The organism is Psychrobacter halodurans, from assembly GCF_017498075.1.
Taxonomy (GTDB): domain Bacteria; phylum Pseudomonadota; class Gammaproteobacteria; order Pseudomonadales; family Moraxellaceae; genus Psychrobacter; species Psychrobacter celer.
Genome location: NZ_JAGBKN010000013.1, coordinates 31402 through 55640, shown reverse-complemented (window position 1 = coordinate 55640; position 24239 = coordinate 31402). Strand labels below are relative to the sequence as shown.

Genomic DNA, 24239 nt, shown 5'->3' with positions numbered 1-24239 from the left:
TTTATAATGAATTTTTCTCACCCAAGTGCTTAGGTTATCTTATGTTAGAGCTTCGTCATCTCAATACATTGACGGCACTGCGCGCGCATGGCTCGCTGGCTGCGGCCGCCGATGAGCTGCATGTCACCGCCTCTGCCGTCTCGCATCAGCTAAAAGAGCTGGAAAACTATTATGATGTCAGCCTCGTCAATCGCCGCACGCGCCCGCTGAGCTTTACCCCAGCAGGCAAGATAGTGCTGGCATTGGCCGACAGCATCCTACCGCAAGTCACCCGCACCAAATCCAATCTAAAACGCCTCGCCCATGGGCAAGCTGGTCGCCTGCGCCTGGCCTCTGAGTGCCATAGCTGCTTTGATTGGCTGATGCCAATACTCAACCAGTATCGCCGCGAGTGGTCGGATGTAGAGCTGGACTTTGCCACAGGGTTTGAGCCGGAGCCACATCATCTATTGATGGAGGGCGATATTGATCTGCTAATCACCACCAGTGATTTGCCGATAGAGGGTATCAGCTATCAGCCGCTATTTGAGTATGAGAGCCGTTTGGTACTGTCGCCCACACATGACTTGGCGGCGCAAGACTTTATCGCGCCTCATGACTTAATCGATGAAACCTTGATCGCTTATCCCGTCGAAGCCAAACGCCTCGATATCATCGCAGGCTTTATGACGCCAAGCGATGTGAGTTTCAAAAATGTCCGTACCACAGAGCTGACAGCAATGCTGATACAGCTGGTCGCCAGTGAGCGCGGAGTTGCGGCTCTCCCTGATTGGGTGGTGGCGGAGTATGAGAAAAAAGGCTGGGTGGTATCTCGTCCATTGGGGGACGGCGTGCATTGTCAGCTATATGCCGCAACGCGCACGGCCAGTCAAGATATGGCTTATATGCAGGGATTTGCGAGTTTGTTAGAGGGTATTGTAAAGCCGGTTTAAAGTTTTATTTACCATAATCACTCTTTATGGGTAAAAGTTCGGTACCCTAGTGAGGACTTGAAGCATTGGCTGTATGATAATGGTATCAGTGATTTTTCTCACTGAAATAGTCGCAGTGTACTTCGTTGTGTACATGCAGTGAGCTTTTGAATAGTAGATCACGTTATTTTTATTTACCGTAAACGCTATTATAGGAATAAGTACAGCTAACGTCATATTGGCTGGCGCTTTCTTCCCTGTTTCATTTTCATATTCGCTAGCATCAATCCCGACAATATCAATACCATTGCCAGCATCTTCCACCATTGCACAACCTCTCCTGTGAGCAGCACGGAGGTTGTCATACCGAATACTGGCACCAATAGAGCAAACGGCATAACCTTAGAAGCCGTATTTTGACTAAGCAGATGCGCCCACAGTCCAAAGCCTATCAGCGTTGAGATATACACAATAAACCCAAGTGATAACCAAGACTTAAGCGATGCCTTAGTAAACGTCGCCAGCTGCCATGCCTCGGTCTCAAATATGAGAGAAGATAGCGTTAAAATCACGCAAGCGATCAGACCACCCCAAACCACGAGAGTGAGAGCAGACAACGCGGATGCCTTATTCTTTCCAGTATTAGACGAAATAATAGCTCCGTCTGATCCTTGCTGCGTCGCTTGTGTTGACACCTGTTTTGAAGCAATGTTACCAAAGCTCCAGCCTATGGCCGCAATTAAGATACAGACAAACCCAGCCAAAGGCATATCACCACCAAGATTTAACGCAATGACGCTAAGCCCTAGAACACCAACCAGCATACCGATGATTTGCATGCGACTCACTGCCTCACCTAGTATAAAATACGCCAACAATACGGTGATAAAAATTTGAACTTGTAACAATAGTGCCGTCAATCCTGCTGATGCCCCTAAGTGCATGGCAGTAAAGACAAAAGCATACTGCATGACAAACGTACCGATAGCATAGATAAATAATGTACGGTTAAATTTTGGCGGCTTCAGTAAGAAAACCAGTGGTACAGCGGTAAAGAAAAAACGCAGGGCGGTGAGCATTAGCGGTGGAAAGCTTTCAAGTCCCCATGCAATAAAGGTAAAGTTCACACCCCAAATAAAGGTGACTAGTACAGCCAATGCGGTGTATATAGGAGTCATATCGTTGGCCTAGAAAATTATGGCTGGTTATATCTTGTATTAACCATAGGATGTTTTTAGAGAGTGAGTACTACACTTACAAACAATAGAATGGCAATGAGCATCAATGTTACGCCGCCGATTTTTGTAATTAAGTATAGATTATCTTGAGCTTTCCATAGATATCGACTGGCTAAAGCAAATACTTCTGCATAGCAGAAATGGATCAGTAAGACCAAGAAGCAAAAAGCTGAAGCTAAAATCAAAAATTGAGAAAGATAAGTTTGCTCAGTATCGATAAATTGCGGAAATACAGCCATAAAAAATAAGATAGGTTTTGGGTTAGAAAGGGAGGTTAGCAAACCTTCTTTGAATAACCTACCAGCACTTGTGCTACTCACGTCTGAAGTGTTGTCAGACTCTAGGGCAAATGACTTTCTTTTTCCAAAGGCCATTTTAAAACCCAAGTAAAATATATACATTGCGCCCAACAATTGAATGGCCAAGAATATTTTCTTTGATGTTGCAATCACTAGTCCAATACTAGTAGCTGAGACAATCGCTACACCTAGCATTCCTAGAGACAGACCTAAGATGCCATAAGCGGTCTTTTTTCGACCATGCGTCAGGGAGTTTGTAATACTTAGAATGACACCAGGACCTGGGCTAGCAATAGTGGCAGAAGCGATAAGTACGTATAAAGCAATATTATTCATTAAACACGACTACCAGAGTAAGCTTTTGTTGGTATTCTAGCATCTAATTTAGATATCAAACTATGCTTATTTTAGAAAGGACAGTCATTTTGAAAAACAAAAGAGCATACCCCAAGGGAACCAGTCATTTCACCCTTCGAACCTATTAACAGACCACTTAAAACAGACTGGTATAATAGAACCACTTATATCAACCCCCTAAGTAAGCAATATCTAGTAAAAATCATAAAACCAGCTTAAAAAAATAAAACCCAAGCGCGGTCGCCAGCAGTGTCAGCCCAACGTGCAGACCGATCAATGCCAGTCCTGCCAGCAGCCGCCCATCATAGATAAAGCCAAACACCTCAGCGCTAAAGGTGCTAAAGGTCGTCAGCCCGCCCAAAAACCCAGTTATCACAAATACCCGCACATGATCAGGCAAACTACTTCCCATACGCTCAAACCATACTAGCGCCAGACCGATCAGCAGACCGCCCAACACATTCGCGCCAAGCGTACCAAGCGGTATCCAGCTATGTACGGGATTAAAACGCGACAGCCACGCCCGCAGGCAAGCGCCAAGTGCTGCTCCCAAACCGATGGCAAGCCACTGCATAGATTATCCTTCCTTTGTATGGCTTTTAAACTGTATATGGCTGCTAAACATTACACCGCAGGCAGTTCCGTCATCGGCCAACGCGGTACGCAGCTGACGGCTAGATCATCGGCCTGCCCTGCTTGCAGGCGCTCATAGCCTGCATAAGCGATCATCGCCCCATTATCGGTACATAACGCCGGCGGCGCATAATGCACGGTAGCATTGATCTTGGCCAGCTCACGCTCCAAGGTCTCCCGCAAGTGCTTATTGGCACTGACCCCGCCCGCGATCACTAGGCGACTCATCTCTACTTGTTTTAACGCCTTCACGCATTTTTTTACTAGCGTATCGACCATGGCATGTTGGAAGCTGGCGGCAATATCGGCGCGCACTTGTGGGTCGCTGTCAGAGCCAGCAGTGTCTTTGATAAGATTATGCACCGCTGTTTTCATACCGCTAAAAGAAAAATCCAGTCCACGATGCAGCATCGGACGCGGCAGCTCATAAGCACTGGGGTCGCCATTTTCGGCTAATTTAGCGATATTAGGGCCACCAGGATACGGCAGGCCGAGCATTTTGGCCGCTTTATCAAAGCACTCACCCGCGGCATCGTCGATCGACTCACCTAGGATTTCATATTGCCCAATACCCTGTGCGGCGATCAGCTGCGTGTGCCCGCCAGATACCAGTAGCGAGACAAATGGAAACGCTGGCGGATTGGCACCCATCAGCGGCGCCAGCAGATGCCCTTCCATATGATGGACCCCTATCGCAGGGATATCCAAGCCATATGCCAAGCTGCGCCCAAATAGCGCGCCCGTCATCAGCGCGCCGATTAGGCCTGGGCCTTTGGTATACGCGACGGCATCGAGCTCGCTTTTTTTGACATCGCACTGCTCGAGCAGCTCATTGAGCAATGGCACCAGTTTGCGAATATGATCGCGGCTGGCAAGCTCGGGTACCACGCCGCCATAAAGGGCGTGCAGCTCTATTTGTGAATACAGCACTTGCCCGACCAAACCTTGATTGTCGCTACCCATTTGCTCACTGTCAAAGATCGCCAGCCCCGTCTCATCACAAGACGTTTCTAAACCCAATACCTTCATATTTTTGCCTTTATCATACCTTGGTCTGCGTGTTGGTTTTGACCACGCTTTTATCTGCGACTCTCTATCTAAGCACTTGCACAAAAAAAACCGCCATTGTCTGTCACAATGACGGCCAGTTTAGCAAATTTCAATGGCTCATATCGCCTAAATCAGCTCACGGCAGCTACCATATAATCGACCGCTGCATAGACCTCCGCTTCGCTTACTTTGCCAGTCGCCTGCGCGGGCATCTTGTTAAAGCCCTGTGCTGAGTGCATATGTAGCGTCTCTATACCCTTAGCAAGACGCGGCGCCCACGCTGCTTTATCACCGTATTTTGGTGCATCGAGCAGACCTGCTTCGTGGCAGACTTTACAGTTGGACTCGTATAGCTTCGCCCCTGCATCAGCTGCCAACACTTCAGGCTCATCTGGGGTTGGTGGCTCGACTGCTTCGGCCGGTTCAGCTGTCGTCGTTGCTGGCGCTTCTGCCGGCACGGCTGGCTCAGACGTCTGCGGTTCAGGCGCGGCGGCAGGTGCCTCCTCTACTACCGTGCTCGTTTCGGCAGACGCGTCAGCGGGCGGCTCGGCAGTATTATTATCACTACAAGCGCTTAGCATCAACAATGCACTGATGCTGATGGCCGATACGGTCAATGTATTTATACGCTGTGGTTTGTTCATCATGATCACACCTCTATTTGCTATTGTATGTCGATGGCTGCCGACGACAGCGCATACACTGATAGACCATCAAGAGAGCGTTATTCGTTGGTCGCAGGCTCAGCATCGGCGTCTGCTTCCGCATCATTAGCTGGCATGTCAGCTGCGCTATCGGTAGCAGCGGCCTCAGTGGTGCCAGCATTTGTCGCCTCACCTTGGGTGTCTGTGCTTTCAGCATCGGTACTTTCGGCATCAGTGCTTTCTGTCGCCATCGGCGCTGTCTCTGGGAAATCCATCTGTTCAGCGGCAGGAGCGTTGCTACGTGCAAGCTCAGAGGCCTCATCGACACGGTCTTTGGCCAACACTTGATGCGACTCGCCTTCTTTGTCGCCACTACATGCGCTGATACCAAAGCCTAAAGCGACGACAAATGCGGTGCTTAGCGCCGTACTTAGTACTGATTTTTTCATTGCAACATCCTCAATAAAGTGCACATAAAACGATTGATATGATGCAAATAATCATAGCATAAACTCTACCCAAACCGTTATAGACAGTAGGTTTTTTTCTTGATGGCCACACTTGCCAAAAGCAGCTCTACTGATGCATATAGTAGTCCATCTCACCTTGCACTGACCAATCACACCTTATCAAACATTATTCGCTTTTGTTTGGTATTCATGACGCCGCCATACTGTACCAGTGGACAAAAAGGGCGCAACTTAATGATAATTATGAATTAATCAGCAAAAACCATTGACTTTATTGCTATTTTTTATTAGAATACTCGCCCTTGTGCTCTAGCACAAAATTGTCCTAGTTTGAGCTGATGCCGGTAATCTTGAGATATTACGGCTAAATACTACTATACAGCCAAACTAATGCCCTTATATCTCATCCTAATCAAGGAGTCTTCATGCCTGCAGTTAAGGTTAAAGAAAACGAACCAGTTGACATCGCTATCCGTCGTTTCAAACGTGCTTGTGAAAAAGCCGGCGTACTATCAGACGTACGTAAGCGTGAGTTTTATGAAAAACCAACGCAAGTACGCAAGCGCAAAAAAGCCGCTGCTGTAAAGCGTTATAAGAAAAAATTGCAACGCGAAACCATTCGTACCACTCGTATGTACTAATCACTTATTTGATTAGCTAAATACCAGCGTTACAGGAACGCCACTGCTATCGATTGATATCAGTGGCGTTTTTTGTGCTACAATTTTTGTTATTATTACTGATATAGTCGATCCGATATAAAAACGATACAGTGAGATGAAGAGTTGTTTTTCGCAGCATCTGTCGGCGTAGGCACAGCAAGCAAGAAAAACAGTTTTTCATTGAGCGGCTTGATAGCCATGTATCTGATTTATTTGGATTCAAATATATATTGTTATCAGCTCATACGGTATTCATAAAACTATACTCATAAACCATACCCATAAAAAACACCAGCACAGGCTGTTTTTATGGCACGCCTCCCTAGTCTCTAATCCATAAGGATAATAACAATGAGCCAACTCAAACAAACACTGTCAGACAGCATCAAAACTTCTATGAAAGCGCGTGAGCTTGAGCGCGTCAAGGTGCTACGCAATGTGCAGTCAGTCGTCAAACAAATCGAGATCGACCGCCAGATCGAGCTAGACGATGCCGCCGTCTTAGAGGTACTACAAAAGCAGCTAAAACAGCGCCAAGAATCACTCGGTATCTTTACCGAAAATGGCCGTGATGATTTGGCAGCCAAAGAGCAGTTTGAGATCGATGTCATTAATGAGTTTATGCCCGCCCAGATGGACGATGACGAGCTTGCCGCTTTGGTCAATGCAGAGATTCAAGCGCAAGGCGCAACATCGATGCGCGATATGGGTAGTGTCATGGGCGCGCTAAAGAGCAAAACAGCAGGCCGCGCCGACCCTGCCACCATCTCAAAGCTGGTCAAAAACGCGCTACAAGGCTAAGCGCTGAAAAGCTAAACACTGTAAATCTAGGCACTACAAATCTCAGTATAATGGTTTCGCGCGAGCAGCTGTATCTCAGTGAGCATTTACATCAGTAACCGCCCCAATCAGTAACCGCCTAAGGCTCAAAGTCTTGGGCGGTTTTTACATTTTTGATCTCAGCTTTGATATTGGCCAGTAGTGGGCGCGCGCTACCAGCTTGCGCAGTGTTTTGGAGATTGTCTGCCAGCTGCTTGGCTTGTGTCAATGAGGTAAGCGCGGCATCATAACGCCCACTCCACAGCTGGTCATGACTGCGATAGCGCAGCGCATTGATGGTGGCGATATTGGCCAGCTTTGGTGTGATGGTGGTTTTGGCCAGTTTTTCGTTGGCCAATTGCAGGCTTTGCCACGCATAGCGGTCACTTGGCTGCTGCTGAGTTAAAGGCTTGAGTAATGCTTGCGCTTGGAGCGGCTGATTGCTATTGGTCAGCGCCTCTGCCAAATAGAGTCGCAAATCACGGCGCTCAGGATATAGACGCTGCTGATTGGCCAAAATGTCCGCCGCTTTTGCCCAATTGCCTTGCTCAGCTAACAACTGGCTATGAGTAATCGATAAAAGTGGCTCAAGCCCTTGACGCTGAGCTGCGGGCAGTTTGTTTAGCGCTGCAAGCACCTCATTGGCATCATCAAAGCGCTGCTGTTCACCATACCACTGCATCAATGCCAGCTTGGCCCCAGCGCTGTTTTTGGCCGCTGTCGTTAGCACCGTTTCTGACGCATGCTTACCTGTACTCTGTACGCGCCAATAGAGCAGGTCAAACAGTGCTTGGTGGCGCTGCTGCTCAGCCAATGATAAAGGTGGATAGTGCTGGGCTCGGCTTTGCGATTCGCTCAAACGCTCGTTGCTTAGTGGATGCGAGCGCACAAAGCTTGGTAAAAATCGATTTTCAACTTGATTGAGCTGGCTTTGCTGATTCATGGTGGCAAAAAATCTTGGCATCGCCCTTGGATCATAGCCCGCTTGGGTCATAATTTGCATGCCCACACGGTCGGCCTCGCGCTCGTTATTGCGGCTAAACGCCATGCTACTGTTCATCGTCGCAGTCTGGCTCCCCATCATCACGGCCGCGGCAGCATCTCCATCGACCGCCGACGCTGCAATGGCTGCCAGCATACCGCCTATCTGCATCAGTAGCGCTTTTTTGCGCTCGTCTGCCCCGCTCTCATAGTGGCGCTGACTAATATGAGCAACTTCGTGAGCAACGACGCTTGCCAGCTCATCCATACTACTGGCGGCGAGTATCGTCCCCGTGTTGATACCGATGACGCCCCCTGGCGCGGCAAAAGCGTTGATACTTGGATTATCAATAATGACCAAGCCCATCGGTGCCTGCTGTCTTGCTTGTGCATTGAGTCGCCATGTCATGTCTTTGACGGTCTCGTGTATCCACGGGTCATGCTCCATCTTGATGCTTTTATTGATATTGCGTAGTGACCATTCACCGAGCAGCTTATTTTGATACTGCTCAGCAAAGCTCAGCCCTTGCCCGCGTAAGCTTGGCAAGCTTAGCCCTTGTGTGTCGGTGGACTGCCACGAATCATAAGGCGCAGACAGCGCTTGGCGCAGATCGCTGCCGGCGGAGTGGCTACTCTTAGGGGTCACAGCGGTCATCGCCGATATGGTCAATATCGCCGCTGATAGGATAGATAAGGATAGCCGGTGAGCCATGCTGCGCCTATGGATAGAGACAGCATCAGGCGTCAGCAAAGTCGGCGACGATACTAATTCAGGGGCGACTGTACGGCCTTTGAGCGATTGATGAAAATGAAACAAATGCGCATCCTATACAAATAAATCCTAACGTCGTTTCGACTATACGAGCTTGTTTGGGCAAAATCAATTGTCCCGCGCCTGTGACTACCAATCACCACGCAGACCGTCACGATTGTGCAACATGACTGTGCAATCGTTATATCATTATCATTATCGTTATCATTCTAACGAACCGAACATGACGTTGACTATATTCAACTGCAATTGCCCCTGCGCTATTTGTTATAATGACAAGCCATCACCCCTCTCTCAAGTTAAAACCCTCGCATATGATAAGGTTTGTTTATGTCTGCCGATAGTCAGCCCATCACCCGCCCCGCCTCTGACGTTATTTACTTCGCGGCGGATTTGTCTGCAACTGAGCAACAGCAAAGCTGCGAGCTGCTACGCTTGCTGGGTGGCGCAGTACTCATCAGCGATACGCCGCTGGATATGACACCGCCGCGCCTGACAATAAAAAAACTGGTCGACGGCCGCGGACTGGCCTGCCCAATGCCGTTATTAAAGACCAAAGTGGCTCTGCGTGAGGTGGCAGCAGGCGAGTCGCTATACGTGGTGGCGACTGATCCCAACTCACAGGCAGATATCGCCGCATTTTGTCGCCAAAGCCAGCAAACGGGCAGCGCAGCACCCTTGTCTTTAAGCGTCCATGAAGTGACCCATCAACCTGCCAATGATGATAAATCTGTCGCGCATTTCGATACAATATATCACTTCATCATTACCAAAACCGATAGCAACTAACGATGGCTATCCTTTACAATTACAACTATAAAGATTTTTATCTGACTATTTGCTTAACTATTTAACCAAGGTCAAAAATATGGCTAATCCTTCTAATAATGCTGCAAAAACGAGTAAAAAAGACGAGGCAGCGCCGATAAAAAATGAAGCACGCGATGCGGCGCTAAAAGCCGCTGCCGAGCGGCCACCCTATGACGCCAGTACCCTTGGCGACACCAGCACCCGTGACTTGGTGCCTGCGATGCCGACCCACTTGTCCGCGCCAGGCGTCAACTTGGGCGCCTATATCAATACCGTTCATCAAATCCCCATCTTGACACCGACCCAAGAGCAGGAGCTGGCTCATCGCTACTATGACGAAGGCGATGTAGAAGCGGCGCGCTTATTGGTCATGTCACATCTGCGTTTTGTCATTCATATCGCTCGTAGCTATTCAGGCTACGGATTGCCGCAGGCGGACTTGATTCAAGAAGGTAACTTGGGACTGATGAAGGCGGTCAAACGATTTGATCCTAATAAAGGCGTACGTTTGGTATCCTTTGCCGTTCATTGGATCAAGGCAGAGATTCATGAGTTTGTGATTCGTAACTGGCGTATCGTCAAAGTCGCCACCACCAAGGCGCACCGTAAGCTGTTTTTTAATTTACGCAGCTTAAAAAAAACCAATAACCAGCTGACGCTAGAAGAAGCGGATGCCATTGCCAAGGACTTAAACGTCACGCGTAAGCAAGTGCTAGAGATGGAATCGCGTCTGACCTCTTACGACGCCTCATTTGAAGCGCAATCTAGCGATGATGACGATGGCCGCTATGCGCCGCAGTTGTTTTTAGAAGATGGCATCGATCCCGCCGAGCAGCTCGAAGAAGAAGACTGGGAAGAAAACAACTCCTCAGCACTGCTTGCTGCGATGGGCACATTGGATGATCGCTCACGTGACATCGTCGAGCAGCGCTGGCTTTCTGAGCAAAAATCCACCTTGCATGAGCTGGCAGCAGTCTACTCTATCTCAGCGGAGCGCGTACGCCAGATCGAAAAAAACGCCATGGACAAGATTCGCGATGCCATGACCATCGATAGCGTTATCTTACCCGATGACATTCAATAGACAGTACAAAGTACATGGCAGCAAATAGTACAGAGCAGTAGATAGTGCAGAGCATGATGCAGTACATAACACGAGTTTTGCTATGGTAAATTGGATAGGAATTGCGGCGATTAATATGGCCATTGCCGTGGCTCTAGGGGCATTTGGCGCGCATGGTCTAAAAAACCTCGTCAGCCTGCAACAGTTAGAGTGGTGGCATACCGCAACGCTGTATTTATTTGTCCATGCGCTCGGTCTGCTGATCGTCGGCGTATTGATACGTCTAAGGTACGCGACGCAAGCCCCCGCATGGCTGCTACAAGTCGGTATTATCATATTTGCTGGTAGCCTATATGCGATGACGCTGGGCGCGCCGCGCTGGTTTGGCGCTATCACGCCTATCGGCGGCGTACTGATGATAGCAGGCTGGCTATGGTTAGCGATATCCGCGTTTACCATCAAGCCGGCAGCCGCAAAATAGCTTATCAGGGCTGATAGCCATGATAAAAAAATGATAAAGAGTAAGGCGACTGATAGTATGACCCATATGTCAGCGCCGATAAAAGGAACAAGACTGCATTAGGGAGCATCTGTTATGAGTACTATTAGTGTCAATGGTAAACATCTACAAACCACACACCAGACGGTGCAGCTGGTCATCAATGAGCTTGGCCTGAGTAAAGGTCGCTATGCGGTAGAAGTCGACGGCGAGCTGATACCAAAAAGCGAGCTTGCTGGCATGCGTGTCAAAGAAGGCATGAGCATCGAAGTGGTACAAGCCGTCGGCGGTGGCTAGGTCTTAGCGACCGTATAGCTATTTACTCTGCCGTTACGTATCGTCAGTTCGATATAAAATCGCTATGCTGATAATAAACGGCTCTGATTAAATAGTTCTGATATAGCAACCGGCTCTGATATAGTAAATGGCACAAAAGAAAAGACCTTAGCTCATAAGTGCTAAGGTCTTTTCTTTTATGCCGTTTATTTGTTTATAAGAAATTAAGGCCTAATAAGGTAATGACATTATAATAGTAGTTGTGTTGTCCTACGCCCTATTAGACCTTAATAGGATCATACCGCTGGCGCTATCTCGGCTGGCGTCACATCTTGATAACGTCCATCACGCCCTGCCCCTTGTGTTTTCTTACGCTCTTGACGGGTTTTGTACTTACGGACTTGTCTATCGAGCTTGTCTGCCATGTCGTTGATGGCTTTGTACATATCATCTTCAGACGCTTGGACAAACATCTCTTGACCCGCCACTCGCATAATGGCTTCGGCCTTATGGCTCTTCATGCCGCCGTCACTGGCGCCGCTATTATCGAGCGATAGTATCACTTTAATACTCTGTATCTGATCAAAATGTCGCTCTACTTTTTCTAGCTTTTCGCGAACTGCCTTGTCCATGGCTTCGGTAACACTGATATGATGACCACTGATAGAAACATTCATATTATTGTCCTTTTGTTTATAACTCACAATCAACAGATGACATAGCCGTCCTGCCTGTATCACCCTGCCTTACCAACAACTCATTAATCAAATCTAAGACCCTTGTTAGCTATGCCTCTGATAGATAGACCGTTAGCCACCAGTATCTTTAGCAAAAATCAACGTATCCTTATATCGTCTCTTTGGTTGCTAATGAAGATAAATACCGTCAAGGTAAATACATTCTATAAATACGTACTGAGGTTAAACTCTTAGATTTTGTACTTGGGTTTCGTTGTTGGTATGACTCTAATTTGTCATGAAAGCGGCGTAGTAGCAAGCCATTAAATTGTAATTAAATGTAATAAAAACTGTTGTTTCTATCAAGTTTCTATATAATCAAAAAATTTTATTTTTTATATCTAGATATAGAGTGCAGCAACACAGTAGCATGGTCTATGGCTGATATTGACGCAAAAAAATAACGCCGCTCATATCGTGATACTAGCGGCGCTATTTTAGTTTTTGAGCATATAAAATGAAATGGACTGAAGACATATCTATTCGAAAATAAGCGCCTGAACATGAGTGCTTGATGATAAAAAGATGCGTTAATATTTTTGTTTACGCTGGGTGGACGAGCCGATATTCATCGCTTCACGGTACTTGGCCACCGTACGCCGAGCGATATCGATACCATCCGCCAATAGCGTCTCTTTGATACGGCTGTCTGATAAGGGCTTTTTGGGGTCTTCGTCGGCGATCAGCTGTTTTATCATGGCGCTGATAGCGGTCGATGAGATATCACCATCTGCGCTACTGACATGCGAAGAAAAAAAGTGCTTAAGCGAAAATAAGCCCTGCGGTGTCAAGATGGTTTTGCTGGTGGTCAAACGTGAGACCGTCGATTCGTGCAGCCCGACCTCATCGGCAATGACTTTGAGAACCAATGGCTGCATGGCGGTGGCACCCTGCTGCAAAAACGCTTGTTGATGATGCACGATGCTGGTCGCGACTTTTAGTAGGTTTTGATTGCGCTCTTCGATACTCCTGATAAACAATCTGGCATCGGTGAGGTTGTCACGCAGGTACTGATTATCAGGGCTATCATCACCGCGCTTGACCAAGCTGGCGTACTCTTGATTGACCCGTAGCTTGGGTAGCGTCTCAGGGTTTAGGCGTACTTGCCAGCCGGCCTCCTGCGCGTCAGGCAAACCCGTAGGGCGACGAATGGGCGTGACCAGCACATCGGGTATGTCGTAGCTGTCTGGCGACTGAGCATGGTCGGGCTGGTTTTTTTGAAAGACGACGCCTGGTAGCGGGGTCAATGTGCGCAGTAACGTCAAGGCAGGCATGATGTCCTCAGAAGTCAGCCCTGTGTACTCAGTCAATGCCTTGATATTATTGCTGACCAGATACTCACTAGCAGATAAAAGCGCGTGAGCTTCTTTTAGATATGCGGTACTGGGATCGAGCTTTGCGAGCTGCAGGGCAAGGCATTCGCTTAAATCACGAGCGCCAACGCCCAGTGGATCGCAAGACTGGACAATACGAAGCACGGCCAGTATCTCATCGCGCTCGACCCGCTCCTCCCACTGATAAAAGCTGGCCATGGTATCCAAGCTCTGTAACAGCTCATCGATATCGAGCCGAACAAACCCCATCTCATCCATCGAGTCTATCAAATATTCAGCGATCAAAGTATCGGTGTTTGATAAACGCTTAAAGTTTAATTGCCAGCGCACATGGTCTTGAATAGTGGCAGAGGTGCCCCCTTGATAGCTATCAAAGTCCTCATTCGCGTGCTGCGCGCTGCTGGTCGTCTGACTGCTCGCGGCGGATGCATAGTTATCGGTATTATAATTATCGGCACTATAGTTATCTGTACGATAGTCAGTAACATTGTCATCATCATTGTAGGCCGCTGCGTCGAAGTCCTTTAGACTATCATCACCTGCAGGAGCGCCGTTTGTCTCCAGACCAGCTGTCGCCAAACGGTCAATGTCTATGTCTACGCCACTATCTGCCCCATACTCGCCCGTCTCTTTTGCTGTGCTACTAAACGCATCGGTGGCCGTCGTCTGATTCCAGTCATCAAGCGTTAAGCTATGCTCAGCTGTCTCCATACTGTCGTTCGCGCCGCTGTCAGAGCCCTCACTGTCGCCATATTCTTCACCGTCCTCGATGCGTTCGAGCAAAGGATTGCTATCGAGCTTGGCCTGAACCTCTTGCGCCAGCTCAAGACTAGAGAGCTGCAGCAACTTAATGGCTTGCTGCATCTGCGGGGTCAGCTTTTGTGAGGTACTCAGCGTGGTTGCCAATCCGAACGACATACTCATGGGTGGCTTATTACACTCCGACGATGGTGATAGTCAATAAACAACTGGCTAAAATTGTGATTTAGCCCTAACAGGACACGACGATAGCATTTTCTGTTGCAATTTTGCTACGATAATTTATGCCTAGCCCAGATACGCTTATTTTACTATTACTATAAAACCTTCTAAAATCAATGTTTTCGCTATCATTGCTGGCATGCTGACGCAGCCGACTGGCAAAGCCTACAAAATCTCAATATTAGGGCGCGTCCTCAATTCAATCGATAGTTATCTAAATGGGCTAAAATAAACACCAACATAAACGACAACTAAAACACAATTGAGAATATTATGAACCACAACCAAGCGAACGACCAATCATTTGCCGTCGCTGCCATTCAAATGAATAGCCAGCAGGACATCGAGCAAAACCTAGCAGACATTGAGACGGCCATTAGCGCCGCTTCCCAGCAAGGCGCTCACATGGTGGTGTTACCAGAAAACTGCTGTAGCATGGGGCAACAGTCTGCCACAGCCGAGCGCTTCGATGAGCTATCATCGACGATAGCAGGCTATGCCAGTACTCATGGTATCTATGTGCTGGCAGGCTCATTGCCTTGTCCTTATCGCCCTGATGGTATTGTCGTCCCTGATGGTAGGCTGCGTCAAGTCAGCCAAGTGTTTGCCCCTGACGGTACGCGCGTGGCCCGCTATGACAAGATTCATCTGTTTACCGCGACAGTCGCTGACAAAACAGGCAGCTATAATGAAGCGGCGACCTTTGAGCCTGGCACCCAAACCGTCGTGACGCCGCTAGAGACTGAGGATACAGTCTACCAGCTGGGTATGATGGTCTGCTTTGATTTGCGTTTTCCAGCGTTGGCTCAGCGCCTGCGTCAAGCTGGGGCAGATATGCTGAGTGCTCCTTCAGCCTTTACCTATTTGACTGGGCAAGCGCATTGGTCACTGCTGCTACGGGCACGGGCACTAGACAGTCAATGCATAGTGATTGGGGCGGCGCAAGGGGGAGACCACACTTATCAGGACGGTCACACACGGCAGACATGGGGACATGCTGCCATCACCGCCTATGATGGCACGGTGCTCAGCAGCTACGATGACAGCGAGCTACAAAAAGTGAGCGCCACAGAAAACCAGCGCTATGCCATGGTGATGGCGTCTTTAGACAAATCGCAACAGCAGCAAGGACGACAAAAATTGCCGATTTTTGACTGTCATCGTTTGGCATAAAGCCGTCTGACGAATAATTTGATGATTAAATTGTTAATAGGGCAATGCCGTCACAAGGCACAAGGCACAAGGCACAAGGCACAAGGCACAAGGCACAAGACGATAGAATCTTATAAACAATGCCAAGTCTACTCGGTATCACCATCAACTTGTGTGTGAGTGGCACGCGGATGAGCGCGGTCATAAACCTGCGTGAGCTTGGCAAAATCAACATGGGTATAGATCTGTGTGGTGCTGATATCACTGTGCCCGAGCATTTCTTGTACTGCACGCAGGTCGCCACTGCCTGAGAGCATGTGTGAGGCAAAACAGTGACGCAGCAAGTGTGGATACATGTTTTGGGCGATACCAGCGCGGGCAGCGGCTACTTTTAGACGCTGCTGCACCGCTCTGGTCGATAGGCGGGTGCCCAGCTTTTCGCTGATAAACAGCGCGGTGTCCATCTGCTCAACCCACAGCTCACGGTGCGGCAGATAGCGGCGTATGGCCTCAGCGGCTTTGCGCCCTAGCGGTAGCAAACGCGTTTTGTTGCCTTTTCCTGTGACGCGCACGCGTAAGTCAGACAAATCGATATCGCTCACATCAAGTGCCACCAGCTCGCCGACACGAAGACCACTGCTATAGAGCAGCTCAAACATCGCCTTATCACGTAACCAAAGGCGCGCCTGCTCTGGAGTATCGGGCACTTCTTGCTCAAGCAATTGGGTGAGTAAATCGACATCCGCGATAGATGGTAGAGGTCTGGCACTGCGTTTGAGCTGATAGCCAGTGGTTGGGTTGATACGGGCTAGGCCCTCTTCTATCAGCCAACCATAAAAATGGCGAATGGCGGACAGCTCCTGTTGGACGCTGGCCAGAGCAAGCTTGTCTTCATCGAGGCGCTGGCTGATATGCTGAGCCAACTGGCGCTTATCACAGCGCGTCCATGTCAGACGCTTGCCCCGCAAAAACAGCGCCAACTGATTTAACCCAGCAAAATAAGCCGTCAAGGTGTGCTCAGAATGATTGCGTACCGACAAGGTGTTGAGCCAGCGATGCACTGGGGACAGCAGCTCACGCAGTGCCGCATCGGCCTCTCTGCTTGTCGCCAGCGAGCCTGAGCGCCGCGCTTGTGAGGCGTCGTCTGCTGCTAATGCCGCCGCTCGCCCTAAGTCTGTATCTACCTCTTTATCTAAGTCTTGTTTTTGACTGGTGCGTCGCTGCGTCTTGTTATGAGACGTCCTTTTGCTGGACATGACCATTGCTGTTACCTACTCGCCAAACGTACATGCTGGGCAGTTTTTATTAACCCTCAGAGCTTGGTTTGATACCCGCTTGCGCCATCAGCCCATCCGGACTAAACACTCCTTCGTAGACAAAGGCCGTCGGGCCGGTCATCATCACCGAATAACCAGGCTGCCACTTGATAATCATACTACCGCCATATAGCTGCGCGCGTATCTCTTCGCCCTCGTCGAGCCAGCCTTCACGAATACCGACGGCCACCGCCGCACAGGCACCTGTACCACACGCTTGGGTCTCGCCCACGCCGCGCTCATAGACACGCAAGCGAATGTGCCGCTGATTCATGATTTGCATAAAGCCGACATTGACTCGCTCTGGAAAAGCAGGGTGCGACTCGATGGCTTTGCCTAATGTCTCGACATCGGCGCTTAGGACGTCATCGACCTTGATCACCGCATGGGGGTTGCCCATATTGGCCACATAAAGCTGCACAGGCGTGCCATCGACATCGAGATGATAGGCGTTTTGAATCTTGGTGGTGGCTTTTGGGGTAAAGGGAATCTCGTCTGGCTCAAACTTGGGCTTGCCCATATCGACCTCGACCCAGCCGTAGCGGTCGGTGGTCAACGAGATGATGCCGCTGGCCGTCTCGACACGCAGACGCTGCTTAAATGATAGCTTTCGTGCCTGCACAAAACGGGCAAAGCAGCGCGCGCCATTGCCGCACTGCTCTACTTCTGTCCCATCGGTATTAAAAATACGATAGCTAAAATCCACGTCAGGACGCATCGGCGGCTCGACGACGAGCAGCTGATCAAAGCCGATACCGAGATGACGATCACCCAACAATTGCACCAACTCTCTGGTGAGATCTAAGCGCTGGGTCACCAAATCGATGACCATAAAATCATTGCCCAGACCATGCATTTTTGTAAATTCTATTAGCATACCCTTGATATCCTATCCTAATTTTTATGTATGCGTTATATTAGCACGCTGTCAGATACAATGATAATTATCACCGTTAAATACCCAATTATCGTCATCAGTTCGGCCATACGGGCTAGGGCGCATCCTGCCATAGCTGCTCATCTGCATAGAGCGCCTCGACTGTCTCGCGCGGGCGAATCAGTTGATGACGCTCGCCCGCTACCATGACTTCACTGGCGCGCGGGCGTGAGTTGTAGTTACTACTCATGGTAAAGCCATAAGCCCCCGCTCCTGTGATGGCCAGCGTATCGCCTGTCTGTAAGGATAGCAGACGATCTTTTGCCAAAAAGTCGCCCGTCTCACAGATAGCGCCGACGATATCCCACGTTTGGGTATCAGCCGTCTCGATACCAGCGCTTGGCAGCACAGTTGGTATCACTGCCATTTCAGCCTGATAGAGCGCTGGACGGATCAAATCATTCATTGCCGCATCGACGATGGCAAAGTTTTTGTGCGCTGTCGGCTTGAGGACATCGACGCGAGTCAACAGCACGCCTGCATTGGCCACGATACTACGGCCCGGCTCAAAAAACACTGTCAATCCCAGCTCACTCAGCTTAGGCAGTAACGCTTGCGCAAAGTCCTCGATAGATACTGGCATCTCATCGATATAGCGGACGCCGAGGCCGCCGCCCAAATCGATATGGCGCAGCTCAATACCGTTATCACGTAAGCCCTGTATCAGCTCAATGACTTTATCTAATGCCGCCACAAAAGGCGCCACTTCTGTCAGCTGCGAGCCAATATGACAATCAATACCGACAATCTCGATATGCGACAAAGTCGCGGCTTGCTGATAGAGCGCTAGCGCTTCTTGGTGCGCGACACCAAACTTATTGTCTTTTAGGCCCGTTGAGATATACGGATGGGTCTTGGCATCGACGTCTGGATTGACACGTAGCGAGATCGGCGCTGTCTTATCCAGCGTCTTTGCTACCTCGTTGATCAACGCAAGCTCGCTGATAGACTCGATGTTAAAGCAGCCGATACCTTGGGTGAGGGCATACTCAATATCGCCATAGGTTTTGCCGACGCCTGAGAATACCACGCGATCAGCCCTACCACCTGCTGCCAGTACGCGCATCAGCTCGCCGCGTGAGACGATATCAAACCCAGCGCCCGCCTGTGCCAGCACCCCTAGCACCGCAAGGTTTGAGTTGGCTTTTACGGCGTAGCATATCTGATGCTCTACGCTGGCAAAGCTTTTGCTATAGGCGTGATAAACGTCCAATATTGCTTGTTTGGAGTATACATAGCATGGCGTGCCGTAATGATTGACCACCTCATCGATATTGACCTGCTCCATATGCAGTGCGCCATCGCGATAATCCAGCGCAGGCAGATGAGCGGTTAGCGCCTGCGGGTCAATATACAGCCCTTGTGCGGTATGGGTAGTGACGGATTCGCCGATTTTTTGCTCAGAATGACTCATATAAATATCTCTACATTGATCAAGGTGTTAAGAAGATGGCAAGGACAAAAATGCACGACTAGCGCGGCAACAGCCCTATCAAATATTGTATGGCTAGCATATAAACGACTCCCAAACACTGCCATAACAGTGTGGACACCGAGACAATCAAGCTCACAAGCTGGCTCACCCTAAGAGCGGCTACCCTGCGATGCTTAATTGCTAGTTGCTAGTTGCTAGTTGCTAGTTGCTTAGTGAATTAGTGAATTAGTGAATTAGTGAATTAGTGAATTCATAACTTACTAGTTTGGTCATTTGCCTTAGTAGTCGTTGGGATCGGTACTGGGCGCTGGTAGCTGCCAGTCATCACGCGGCTGATACTTATCATCATCAATACCAGCAAAGGCGGCATCTTGCGGATGGCTGGTACTGCCGAGCGTCTCTGTGCTTTGCTGCACCGTTTGGTGACTATCATCCACCAGATACAGGCCGCCCTTTTGCCCGCAGCCTGACAAAGCCAGCAGTGATACGGCACTCACGATAAATACTGGCTTCATAGAAGTAAGGCCGACGCGGCGATGGGCGACTGTGCTGGTCGCGTTCTGGAGATGGGTCGAGCGGCGAGTAAAAAGCATAGCGTGGATGACCTATGTGAATGACCGATAACGATGTATATAACAGTATGATATATAACAATATATAGTGAGCTCAGTATAAAAACTGATACAGTACGACTGGGATGAATTTTGCGCCGCATCTGTCTGCGCAGGCACAGCACGCCAAAAAAGTTTATGCCAGTTCCGCGTCGAAATATAGTGTATCTGTTTTATTTAGAATCGACTATAAATAAGCGAATGAGTCCGCCAAAAAGCGTCCATGGGCGGATTGGGTAATCGCATTATGACATAAAGCGCCCCCTATACTGAATATGATAGGGTAATAAATTCCTCATCGTTTTATTGGCGGACAAACGGACAGTTTTTGAGCAAAAAAAAGCGCATTATCCTGATTTAGACAAATTTTCTTACAATTTTTATTGGCTGCTATTTTTTGTGTTAACGCTCGATAGACATTGACTACACTCGGTGTACAGTTGTATTTGCCAAGCAACGATTTATGGCTTTAACCCTGATAGTTATCATGGTATAGCCACAAAAATGTGTTACATTATAGACGGACCTTGCGACTGTGTTTGGGTGCTAGCGGGCAACTCAACACACACTGATCGACCGTGACAGCCAAGGATACCTCAAATCAGCCATATGCTTGCTTGACCTATGTCAGCTTGGATATCGCTGGTTTTTGTGTATTACCCCGCGACTCATTTACTGAGTCACCATTTAACAAAAATCATCTAAGGATAGAGAGAGTATGAGCGACAGCCTAAATCCCAATTTTTACGACCAAAACGCAGAAACATCCACCCTAACCAACCCTACCTTAGTCCTCAACTGCGGTTCTTCTTCTATCAAATACGCCCTCATCAGCGAAGACAACTCTATCCGTATCACTGGACTGGCCGAAAACTTAGGCCTTGACACCGCCCGTATCAAACACACCACCATCAATGGCGATAAGTTAGAAATCTCTATCCCAGGCGGCCGGCACAAACTGGCCTTACAAAAAATCCTTGAGTTATTAGAGCAATATCACTTTATCGCTGTCGGACACCGCGTGGTCCATGGTGGCCGCGAGTACTCAGAAGCGGTACGTGTCGACGAGCATGTCTTAGACGAAGTCAAACGCCTAAAAATATTGGCCCCGCTACACAACCCAGCTCACGCTTTGGGCATCGAAGCGGTACAAGCCATCTACCCCGAGATTCCGCAGGTGGTGGTTTTTGATACCGCCTTTCACCAAACTATGCCGCCGGTGGCATTTCGCTACCCAGTCCCAAAAGCTCTCTACGAAGAGCATAAAATCCGCCGCTATGGCTTTCATGGCACCTCTCATGCCTATGTCTCAGAGCGCGCCAGTGAAATCACTCAAACAAAAGGCCCGCATGGCTGGCTGACCGCGCATCTGGGCAACGGCTGCTCGGCGACCGCCGTCTATGATGGTAAGAGTCTGGATACCAGCATGGGGCTGACCCCGCTTGAGGGCTTGATGATGGGCACCCGTAGTGGCGATGTCGACCCAAGTTTGCACATGCACCTAAAGCGCCAGCTCGATATGAGCTTAGAAGACATCGATGCGATGCTCAATAACGAAAGTGGCCTACTGGGTATCTCAGGGCTATCGAACGACCTGCGTACAGTCGAAGAAGCGGCCAACGAAGGCCACCAAGATGCCAAACTGGCTATCGAGATGTTCTGCTACCGCGTGGGTAAGTATCTGGCCAGCTTAAGCTGTGCGCTGCCTGAGCTGACAGGTATCGTCTTTACCGGTGGTATCGGTGAAAACTCGGTCACCACGCGTACTCGTATCTTAGAGGTGATGCGTCATTTTGGTATCAAGGTCGATGCCAACAAAAACGCAGGGCTGTTTGGCGGTAGCGAAGGCAGTTTCCACGCAGAGGACAGCCATCTGGAGCTTTGGGTCGTCCCAACGGACGAAGAATGCCGCATCGCTCAAGAAACTCGTGAAGCCTTGAGCCTCGCCTAGATTCTGTCTGCTGACAGATCCATCGTTAGGATGGGTTTGTCAGCGTTTTTGTCCGTGCCTTTGATGAGTGCTATCAAAAAGCGCGGCATCTGTCTGACTCATTCTGGCAAGGATGAACACGTTTTAAAAATACAATAAACCGTAGGATACACTATGCAAACCATTTTACTTGTTCCCATTAGTCGCGGTATCGGTGTGACATCAGCGGCGCTCGGTCTGATTCGCGCTTTTGATTATAACGGTATCAAAGCCGGCTTTATGAAGCCGTTTTTGCAAGATGATACCTTTGATAAGCAGCATAGCTTGGACAGTACCAGCGCTTTGACCATGCATGCTTTTGGTCTCAACCCACCAAAATCGATCAGCCGTCAGCGCGTTGAGCGTATGCTGGGCGATGACAACCTAGACGACTTGATGGAAGAAGTGGTGGTCAATTATCATACGATTGGCGACAATCATGACGTGGTCATCTGTGAAGGTCTGGTGCCGACCACAGAAACCTCTTATGCTTCACAAATCAACCGCGCCATCGCACACGCACTCGATGCCAAAATCATCTTTGTCAGCACCGCCGACACCAAAAATCCGGCGCATTTGGCAGATAAAATCGATGTCCACGCGCGCGAATTCGGCGGTATCGTCAACGCCCGCACCCTTGGGGTGATTTTGATGCGCGTACACGACGTGCCAAATACCTTTGAGACGCAGCCCGTCGCACCAGGCGAGGCCATCGTCAGCTTAGATGACACCTTTATGCAAGAGGTGCAGCGCCTCTCCCCTACTTTTAACACCGATGCATTTCGTCTAATCGGGGTGGTGCCGTTTAGTGACTCGCTGTCTGTACCTCGCACGTGGGATATCGCCACCGAGCTTGATGCCAAGTGGCTCAATGTCGGCGAAGCCAAATCGCGCCGCATCACCCGCATTAGCCTCACCGCACGCTCGGTGTCACGTGTCGACGAGGTGTTTAAACGCGGCACTCTGATCGTCGTACCAGGCGATCGCGATGATTTGCTATTGGCCGCAGGCTTGGCTTGTATCAATGGTATTCCGCTGGCAGGACTGGTATTGACAGGCGGCGTCGAGCCAAGTGCCACCGTCGCTGAGCTATGGCAGTCGGCGCTCAAAACGGGCATTCCGGTCATGAGTGTCGAGTCCGACAGCTACGAGACGGTACAGAGCCTTGTGCATATGAGCTCTGAGATTCCAAGTGACGACACTGAGCGCGCTGATGAAGTGGCGCGTTATGTGGCCGCACACCTAGATTTGAGCTGGATTAAGACTTACTTTAGCCAAAACCATGAGCCGCGCCTGTCGCCTTCTGCGTTTCGTCATCAAGTGGTCAAAAAAGCCCAACATGCCAAAAAACGCATCGTCCTACCAGAAGGCGCGGAACCACGTACAGTCGAAGCGGCCTGCATCTGTCAGAGCCGTGGTATCGCCAACTGTGTGCTGCTCGCCAAGCGCGCCGATGTCGAGCAAGTGGCCAAAAACCGCGATCTGACCATTCCTGATGACCTTGAGATCATCGATCCCGATAGCCTTGATATGAGCAAATATATCGCTGCTGTCGTCGAGCGCCGCAAAGGCAAGACCAGTGCAGAAGTGGCCGCCGAATACCTAAAAGACACGGTCTATTTAGGGACGATCATGCTACAGCTAGACGAAGTCGACGGCTTGGTATCTGGTGCTATTCATACCACAGCAAACACTGTGCGCCCTGCCTTTCAGCTCATCAAAACCGCACCGCAATACTCCTTAGTATCGTCGGTGTTCTTTATGCTGTTGCCTGAGCAAGTGGTGGTCTATGGTGACTGCGCCATCAACCCAGACCCAAATGCCGAAGAGCTCGCCGAGATTGCTATTCAGTCAGCGCAGTCGGCCGCCGCCTTCGGTATCGACCCAAAAGTTGCCATGATCAGCTACTCTACTGGCTCATCAGGGAGCGGCGCGGATGTGGAAAAAGTCACGCGTGCCACCCAAATCGTCCGCGAGCGGGCACCCGAGCTAAAAGTCGATGGCCCGCTACAGTATGACGCCGCCTCTGTGATGAGTGTCGGCAAACAAAAAGCGCCCGACTCACCGGTCGCAGGTCAAGCCAATGTCTTTATCTTCCCAGACCTAAACACGGGCAACACCACTTATAAGGCCGTACAGCGTAGTGCCAATGTGGTCAGCGTCGGCCCCATGCTACAAGGCCTCAACAAGCCGGTAAATGACTTATCTCGCGGCGCACTGGTCGATGATATCATCTATACCATCGCCCTGACCGCCATTCAAGCCTATAGCGACTTGATTTAA

Annotated in this window: 23 protein-coding genes; 10 read left to right on the top strand and 13 right to left on the bottom strand. The window is 49.5% G+C overall.

The window, feature by feature from the left end; genetic code table 11:
- The first annotated feature begins 41 nt into the window (after positions 1-41).
- Positions 42-932, top strand: coding sequence for a LysR family transcriptional regulator (locus J3491_RS07510; RefSeq protein ID WP_100748798.1), 891 nt, complete (start codon positions 42-44; stop codon positions 930-932).
- Positions 933-1144: 212 nt separating this feature from the next.
- Here J3491_RS07510 and J3491_RS07505 read toward each other — a convergent pair whose 3' ends face one another.
- The 6 genes from J3491_RS07505 to J3491_RS07480 all read right to left on the bottom strand — a co-directional run bounded on the left by J3491_RS07505 (position 1145) and on the right by J3491_RS07480 (position 5581).
- Positions 1145-2089 (bottom strand): EamA family transporter, encoded by a 945-nt coding sequence (locus tag J3491_RS07505; RefSeq protein ID WP_007393579.1) that lies wholly within the window; start codon positions 2087-2089, stop codon positions 1145-1147.
- A gap of 56 nt (positions 2090-2145) precedes the next feature.
- Positions 2146-2784 (bottom strand): LysE family translocator, encoded by a 639-nt coding sequence (locus J3491_RS07500; RefSeq protein WP_100748796.1) that lies wholly within the window; start codon positions 2782-2784, stop codon positions 2146-2148.
- 223 nt (positions 2785-3007) lie between these two features.
- Positions 3008-3379: a fluoride efflux transporter CrcB gene (crcB, locus tag J3491_RS07495; RefSeq protein WP_075101823.1), complete on the bottom strand. Its 372-nt coding sequence runs from the start codon at positions 3377-3379 to the stop codon at positions 3008-3010.
- A gap of 50 nt (positions 3380-3429) precedes the next feature.
- Complete coding sequence (gene tsaD, locus J3491_RS07490; protein WP_207969705.1) at positions 3430-4467, bottom strand: tRNA (adenosine(37)-N6)-threonylcarbamoyltransferase complex transferase subunit TsaD; 1038 nt, start codon at positions 4465-4467, stop codon at positions 3430-3432.
- A 152-nt stretch (positions 4468-4619) separates the two neighbouring features.
- A complete protein-coding gene (locus J3491_RS07485) occupies positions 4620-5135 on the bottom strand; it encodes a c-type cytochrome (RefSeq protein ID WP_207969704.1) in 516 nt (171 codons plus the stop codon).
- 77 nt (positions 5136-5212) lie between these two features.
- Positions 5213-5581, bottom strand: a complete 369-nt coding sequence (locus tag J3491_RS07480) for a prolipoprotein diacylglyceryl transferase (protein ID WP_207969703.1) — start codon at positions 5579-5581, stop codon at positions 5213-5215.
- A gap of 446 nt (positions 5582-6027) precedes the next feature.
- Between J3491_RS07480 and rpsU the strand changes: the two genes are divergently transcribed.
- Complete coding sequence (rpsU, locus tag J3491_RS07475) at positions 6028-6243, top strand: 30S ribosomal protein S21 (protein ID WP_010195908.1); 216 nt, start codon at positions 6028-6030, stop codon at positions 6241-6243.
- Between the two features lie 372 nt (positions 6244-6615).
- Positions 6616-7065: a GatB/YqeY domain-containing protein gene (locus J3491_RS07470; protein ID WP_075101827.1), complete on the top strand. Its 450-nt coding sequence runs from the start codon at positions 6616-6618 to the stop codon at positions 7063-7065.
- 118 nt (positions 7066-7183) lie between these two features.
- On the opposite strand, the gene J3491_RS07465 is transcribed toward J3491_RS07470, so the two are convergent.
- Positions 7184-8881: a M48 family metalloprotease gene (locus tag J3491_RS07465; RefSeq protein WP_243456215.1), complete on the bottom strand. Its 1698-nt coding sequence runs from the start codon at positions 8879-8881 to the stop codon at positions 7184-7186.
- Positions 8882-9166: 285 nt separating this feature from the next.
- On the opposite strand from J3491_RS07465, the gene J3491_RS07460 reads away from it, so the two are divergent.
- The 4 genes from J3491_RS07460 (at position 9167) to thiS (ending at position 11505) form a co-directional block, all read left to right on the top strand.
- Complete coding sequence (locus tag J3491_RS07460; RefSeq protein WP_207969702.1) at positions 9167-9625, top strand: sulfurtransferase TusA family protein; 459 nt, start codon at positions 9167-9169, stop codon at positions 9623-9625.
- A gap of 241 nt (positions 9626-9866) precedes the next feature.
- Positions 9867-10730, top strand: coding sequence for an RNA polymerase sigma factor RpoH (gene rpoH, locus J3491_RS07455; protein WP_198335748.1), 864 nt, complete (start codon positions 9867-9869; stop codon positions 10728-10730).
- A gap of 82 nt (positions 10731-10812) precedes the next feature.
- Positions 10813-11190 carry a DUF423 domain-containing protein gene (locus J3491_RS07450; RefSeq protein ID WP_100748790.1) on the top strand — a complete coding sequence of 126 codons (378 nt, stop codon included), beginning with the start codon at positions 10813-10815 and terminating at the stop codon, positions 11188-11190.
- Positions 11191-11304: 114 nt separating this feature from the next.
- Positions 11305-11505, top strand: a complete 201-nt coding sequence (thiS, locus tag J3491_RS07445; RefSeq protein ID WP_075101831.1) for a sulfur carrier protein ThiS — start codon at positions 11305-11307, stop codon at positions 11503-11505.
- A 275-nt stretch (positions 11506-11780) separates the two neighbouring features.
- On the opposite strand, the gene hpf is transcribed toward thiS, so the two are convergent.
- Positions 11781-12161, bottom strand: a complete 381-nt coding sequence (hpf, locus tag J3491_RS07440; protein WP_075101832.1) for a ribosome hibernation-promoting factor, HPF/YfiA family — start codon at positions 12159-12161, stop codon at positions 11781-11783.
- 590 nt (positions 12162-12751) lie between these two features.
- Positions 12752-14479 carry an RNA polymerase factor sigma-54 gene (rpoN, locus tag J3491_RS07435; protein ID WP_100748789.1) on the bottom strand — a complete coding sequence of 576 codons (1728 nt, stop codon included), beginning with the start codon at positions 14477-14479 and terminating at the stop codon, positions 12752-12754.
- Positions 14480-14809: 330 nt separating this feature from the next.
- Between rpoN and J3491_RS07430 the strand changes: the two genes are divergently transcribed.
- Positions 14810-15709 carry a nitrilase-related carbon-nitrogen hydrolase gene (locus J3491_RS07430; RefSeq protein ID WP_207969701.1) on the top strand — a complete coding sequence of 300 codons (900 nt, stop codon included), beginning with the start codon at positions 14810-14812 and terminating at the stop codon, positions 15707-15709.
- Positions 15710-15837: 128 nt separating this feature from the next.
- Here J3491_RS07430 and J3491_RS07425 read toward each other — a convergent pair whose 3' ends face one another.
- From J3491_RS07425 to lptM, 4 genes are all read right to left on the bottom strand, one after another.
- Complete coding sequence (locus J3491_RS07425) at positions 15838-16944, bottom strand: tyrosine recombinase XerC (protein WP_241900596.1); 1107 nt, start codon at positions 16942-16944, stop codon at positions 15838-15840.
- Positions 16945-16993: 49 nt separating this feature from the next.
- Entirely contained in the window at positions 16994-17881 is an 888-nt protein-coding gene (dapF, locus tag J3491_RS07420) for a diaminopimelate epimerase (protein WP_105244683.1), read from the bottom strand.
- Between the two features lie 115 nt (positions 17882-17996).
- A complete protein-coding gene (gene lysA / locus J3491_RS07415; protein WP_207969700.1) occupies positions 17997-19355 on the bottom strand; it encodes a diaminopimelate decarboxylase in 1359 nt (452 codons plus the stop codon).
- Positions 19356-19654: 299 nt separating this feature from the next.
- Positions 19655-19969: an LPS translocon maturation chaperone LptM gene (gene lptM / locus J3491_RS07410; RefSeq protein ID WP_243456213.1), complete on the bottom strand. Its 315-nt coding sequence runs from the start codon at positions 19967-19969 to the stop codon at positions 19655-19657.
- 736 nt (positions 19970-20705) lie between these two features.
- Between lptM and J3491_RS07405 the strand changes: the two genes are divergently transcribed.
- Positions 20706-21938, top strand: coding sequence for an acetate/propionate family kinase (locus J3491_RS07405; RefSeq protein WP_207969699.1), 1233 nt, complete (start codon positions 20706-20708; stop codon positions 21936-21938).
- Positions 21939-22091: 153 nt separating this feature from the next.
- Positions 22092-24239, top strand: a complete 2148-nt coding sequence (gene pta / locus J3491_RS07400) for a phosphate acetyltransferase (RefSeq protein WP_207969698.1) — start codon at positions 22092-22094, stop codon at positions 24237-24239.

Coding starts and splice junctions, on each gene's coding strand:
- J3491_RS07425 (WP_241900596.1), bottom strand. CDS start 16,944: ATGTCCAGCAAAAGGACGTCTCATAACAAGACGCAGCGACGCACCAGT.
- J3491_RS07510 (WP_100748798.1), top strand. CDS start 42: ATGTTAGAGCTTCGTCATCTCAATACATTGACGGCACTGCGCGCGCAT.
- J3491_RS07500 (WP_100748796.1), bottom strand. CDS start 2,784: ATGAATAATATTGCTTTATACGTACTTATCGCTTCTGCCACTATTGCT.
- crcB (WP_075101823.1), bottom strand. CDS start 3,379: ATGCAGTGGCTTGCCATCGGTTTGGGAGCAGCACTTGGCGCTTGCCTG.
- dapF (WP_105244683.1), bottom strand. CDS start 17,881: ATGCTAATAGAATTTACAAAAATGCATGGTCTGGGCAATGATTTTATG.
- J3491_RS07485 (WP_207969704.1), bottom strand. CDS start 5,135: ATGATGAACAAACCACAGCGTATAAATACATTGACCGTATCGGCCATC.
- J3491_RS07505 (WP_007393579.1), bottom strand. CDS start 2,089: ATGACTCCTATATACACCGCATTGGCTGTACTAGTCACCTTTATTTGG.
- lysA (WP_207969700.1), bottom strand. CDS start 19,355: ATGAGTCATTCTGAGCAAAAAATCGGCGAATCCGTCACTACCCATACC.
- J3491_RS07450 (WP_100748790.1), top strand. CDS start 10,813: ATGGTAAATTGGATAGGAATTGCGGCGATTAATATGGCCATTGCCGTG.
- J3491_RS07470 (WP_075101827.1), top strand. CDS start 6,616: ATGAGCCAACTCAAACAAACACTGTCAGACAGCATCAAAACTTCTATG.
- thiS (WP_075101831.1), top strand. CDS start 11,305: ATGAGTACTATTAGTGTCAATGGTAAACATCTACAAACCACACACCAG.
- J3491_RS07480 (WP_207969703.1), bottom strand. CDS start 5,581: ATGAAAAAATCAGTACTAAGTACGGCGCTAAGCACCGCATTTGTCGTC.
- lptM (WP_243456213.1), bottom strand. CDS start 19,969: ATGCTTTTTACTCGCCGCTCGACCCATCTCCAGAACGCGACCAGCACA.
- J3491_RS07405 (WP_207969699.1), top strand. CDS start 20,706: ATGAGCGACAGCCTAAATCCCAATTTTTACGACCAAAACGCAGAAACA.
- J3491_RS07460 (WP_207969702.1), top strand. CDS start 9,167: ATGTCTGCCGATAGTCAGCCCATCACCCGCCCCGCCTCTGACGTTATT.
- tsaD (WP_207969705.1), bottom strand. CDS start 4,467: ATGAAGGTATTGGGTTTAGAAACGTCTTGTGATGAGACGGGGCTGGCG.
- rpoN (WP_100748789.1), bottom strand. CDS start 14,479: ATGAGTATGTCGTTCGGATTGGCAACCACGCTGAGTACCTCACAAAAG.
- rpoH (WP_198335748.1), top strand. CDS start 9,867: ATGCCGACCCACTTGTCCGCGCCAGGCGTCAACTTGGGCGCCTATATC.
- hpf (WP_075101832.1), bottom strand. CDS start 12,161: ATGAATGTTTCTATCAGTGGTCATCATATCAGTGTTACCGAAGCCATG.
- J3491_RS07430 (WP_207969701.1), top strand. CDS start 14,810: ATGAACCACAACCAAGCGAACGACCAATCATTTGCCGTCGCTGCCATT.
- pta (WP_207969698.1), top strand. CDS start 22,092: ATGCAAACCATTTTACTTGTTCCCATTAGTCGCGGTATCGGTGTGACA.
- rpsU (WP_010195908.1), top strand. CDS start 6,028: ATGCCTGCAGTTAAGGTTAAAGAAAACGAACCAGTTGACATCGCTATC.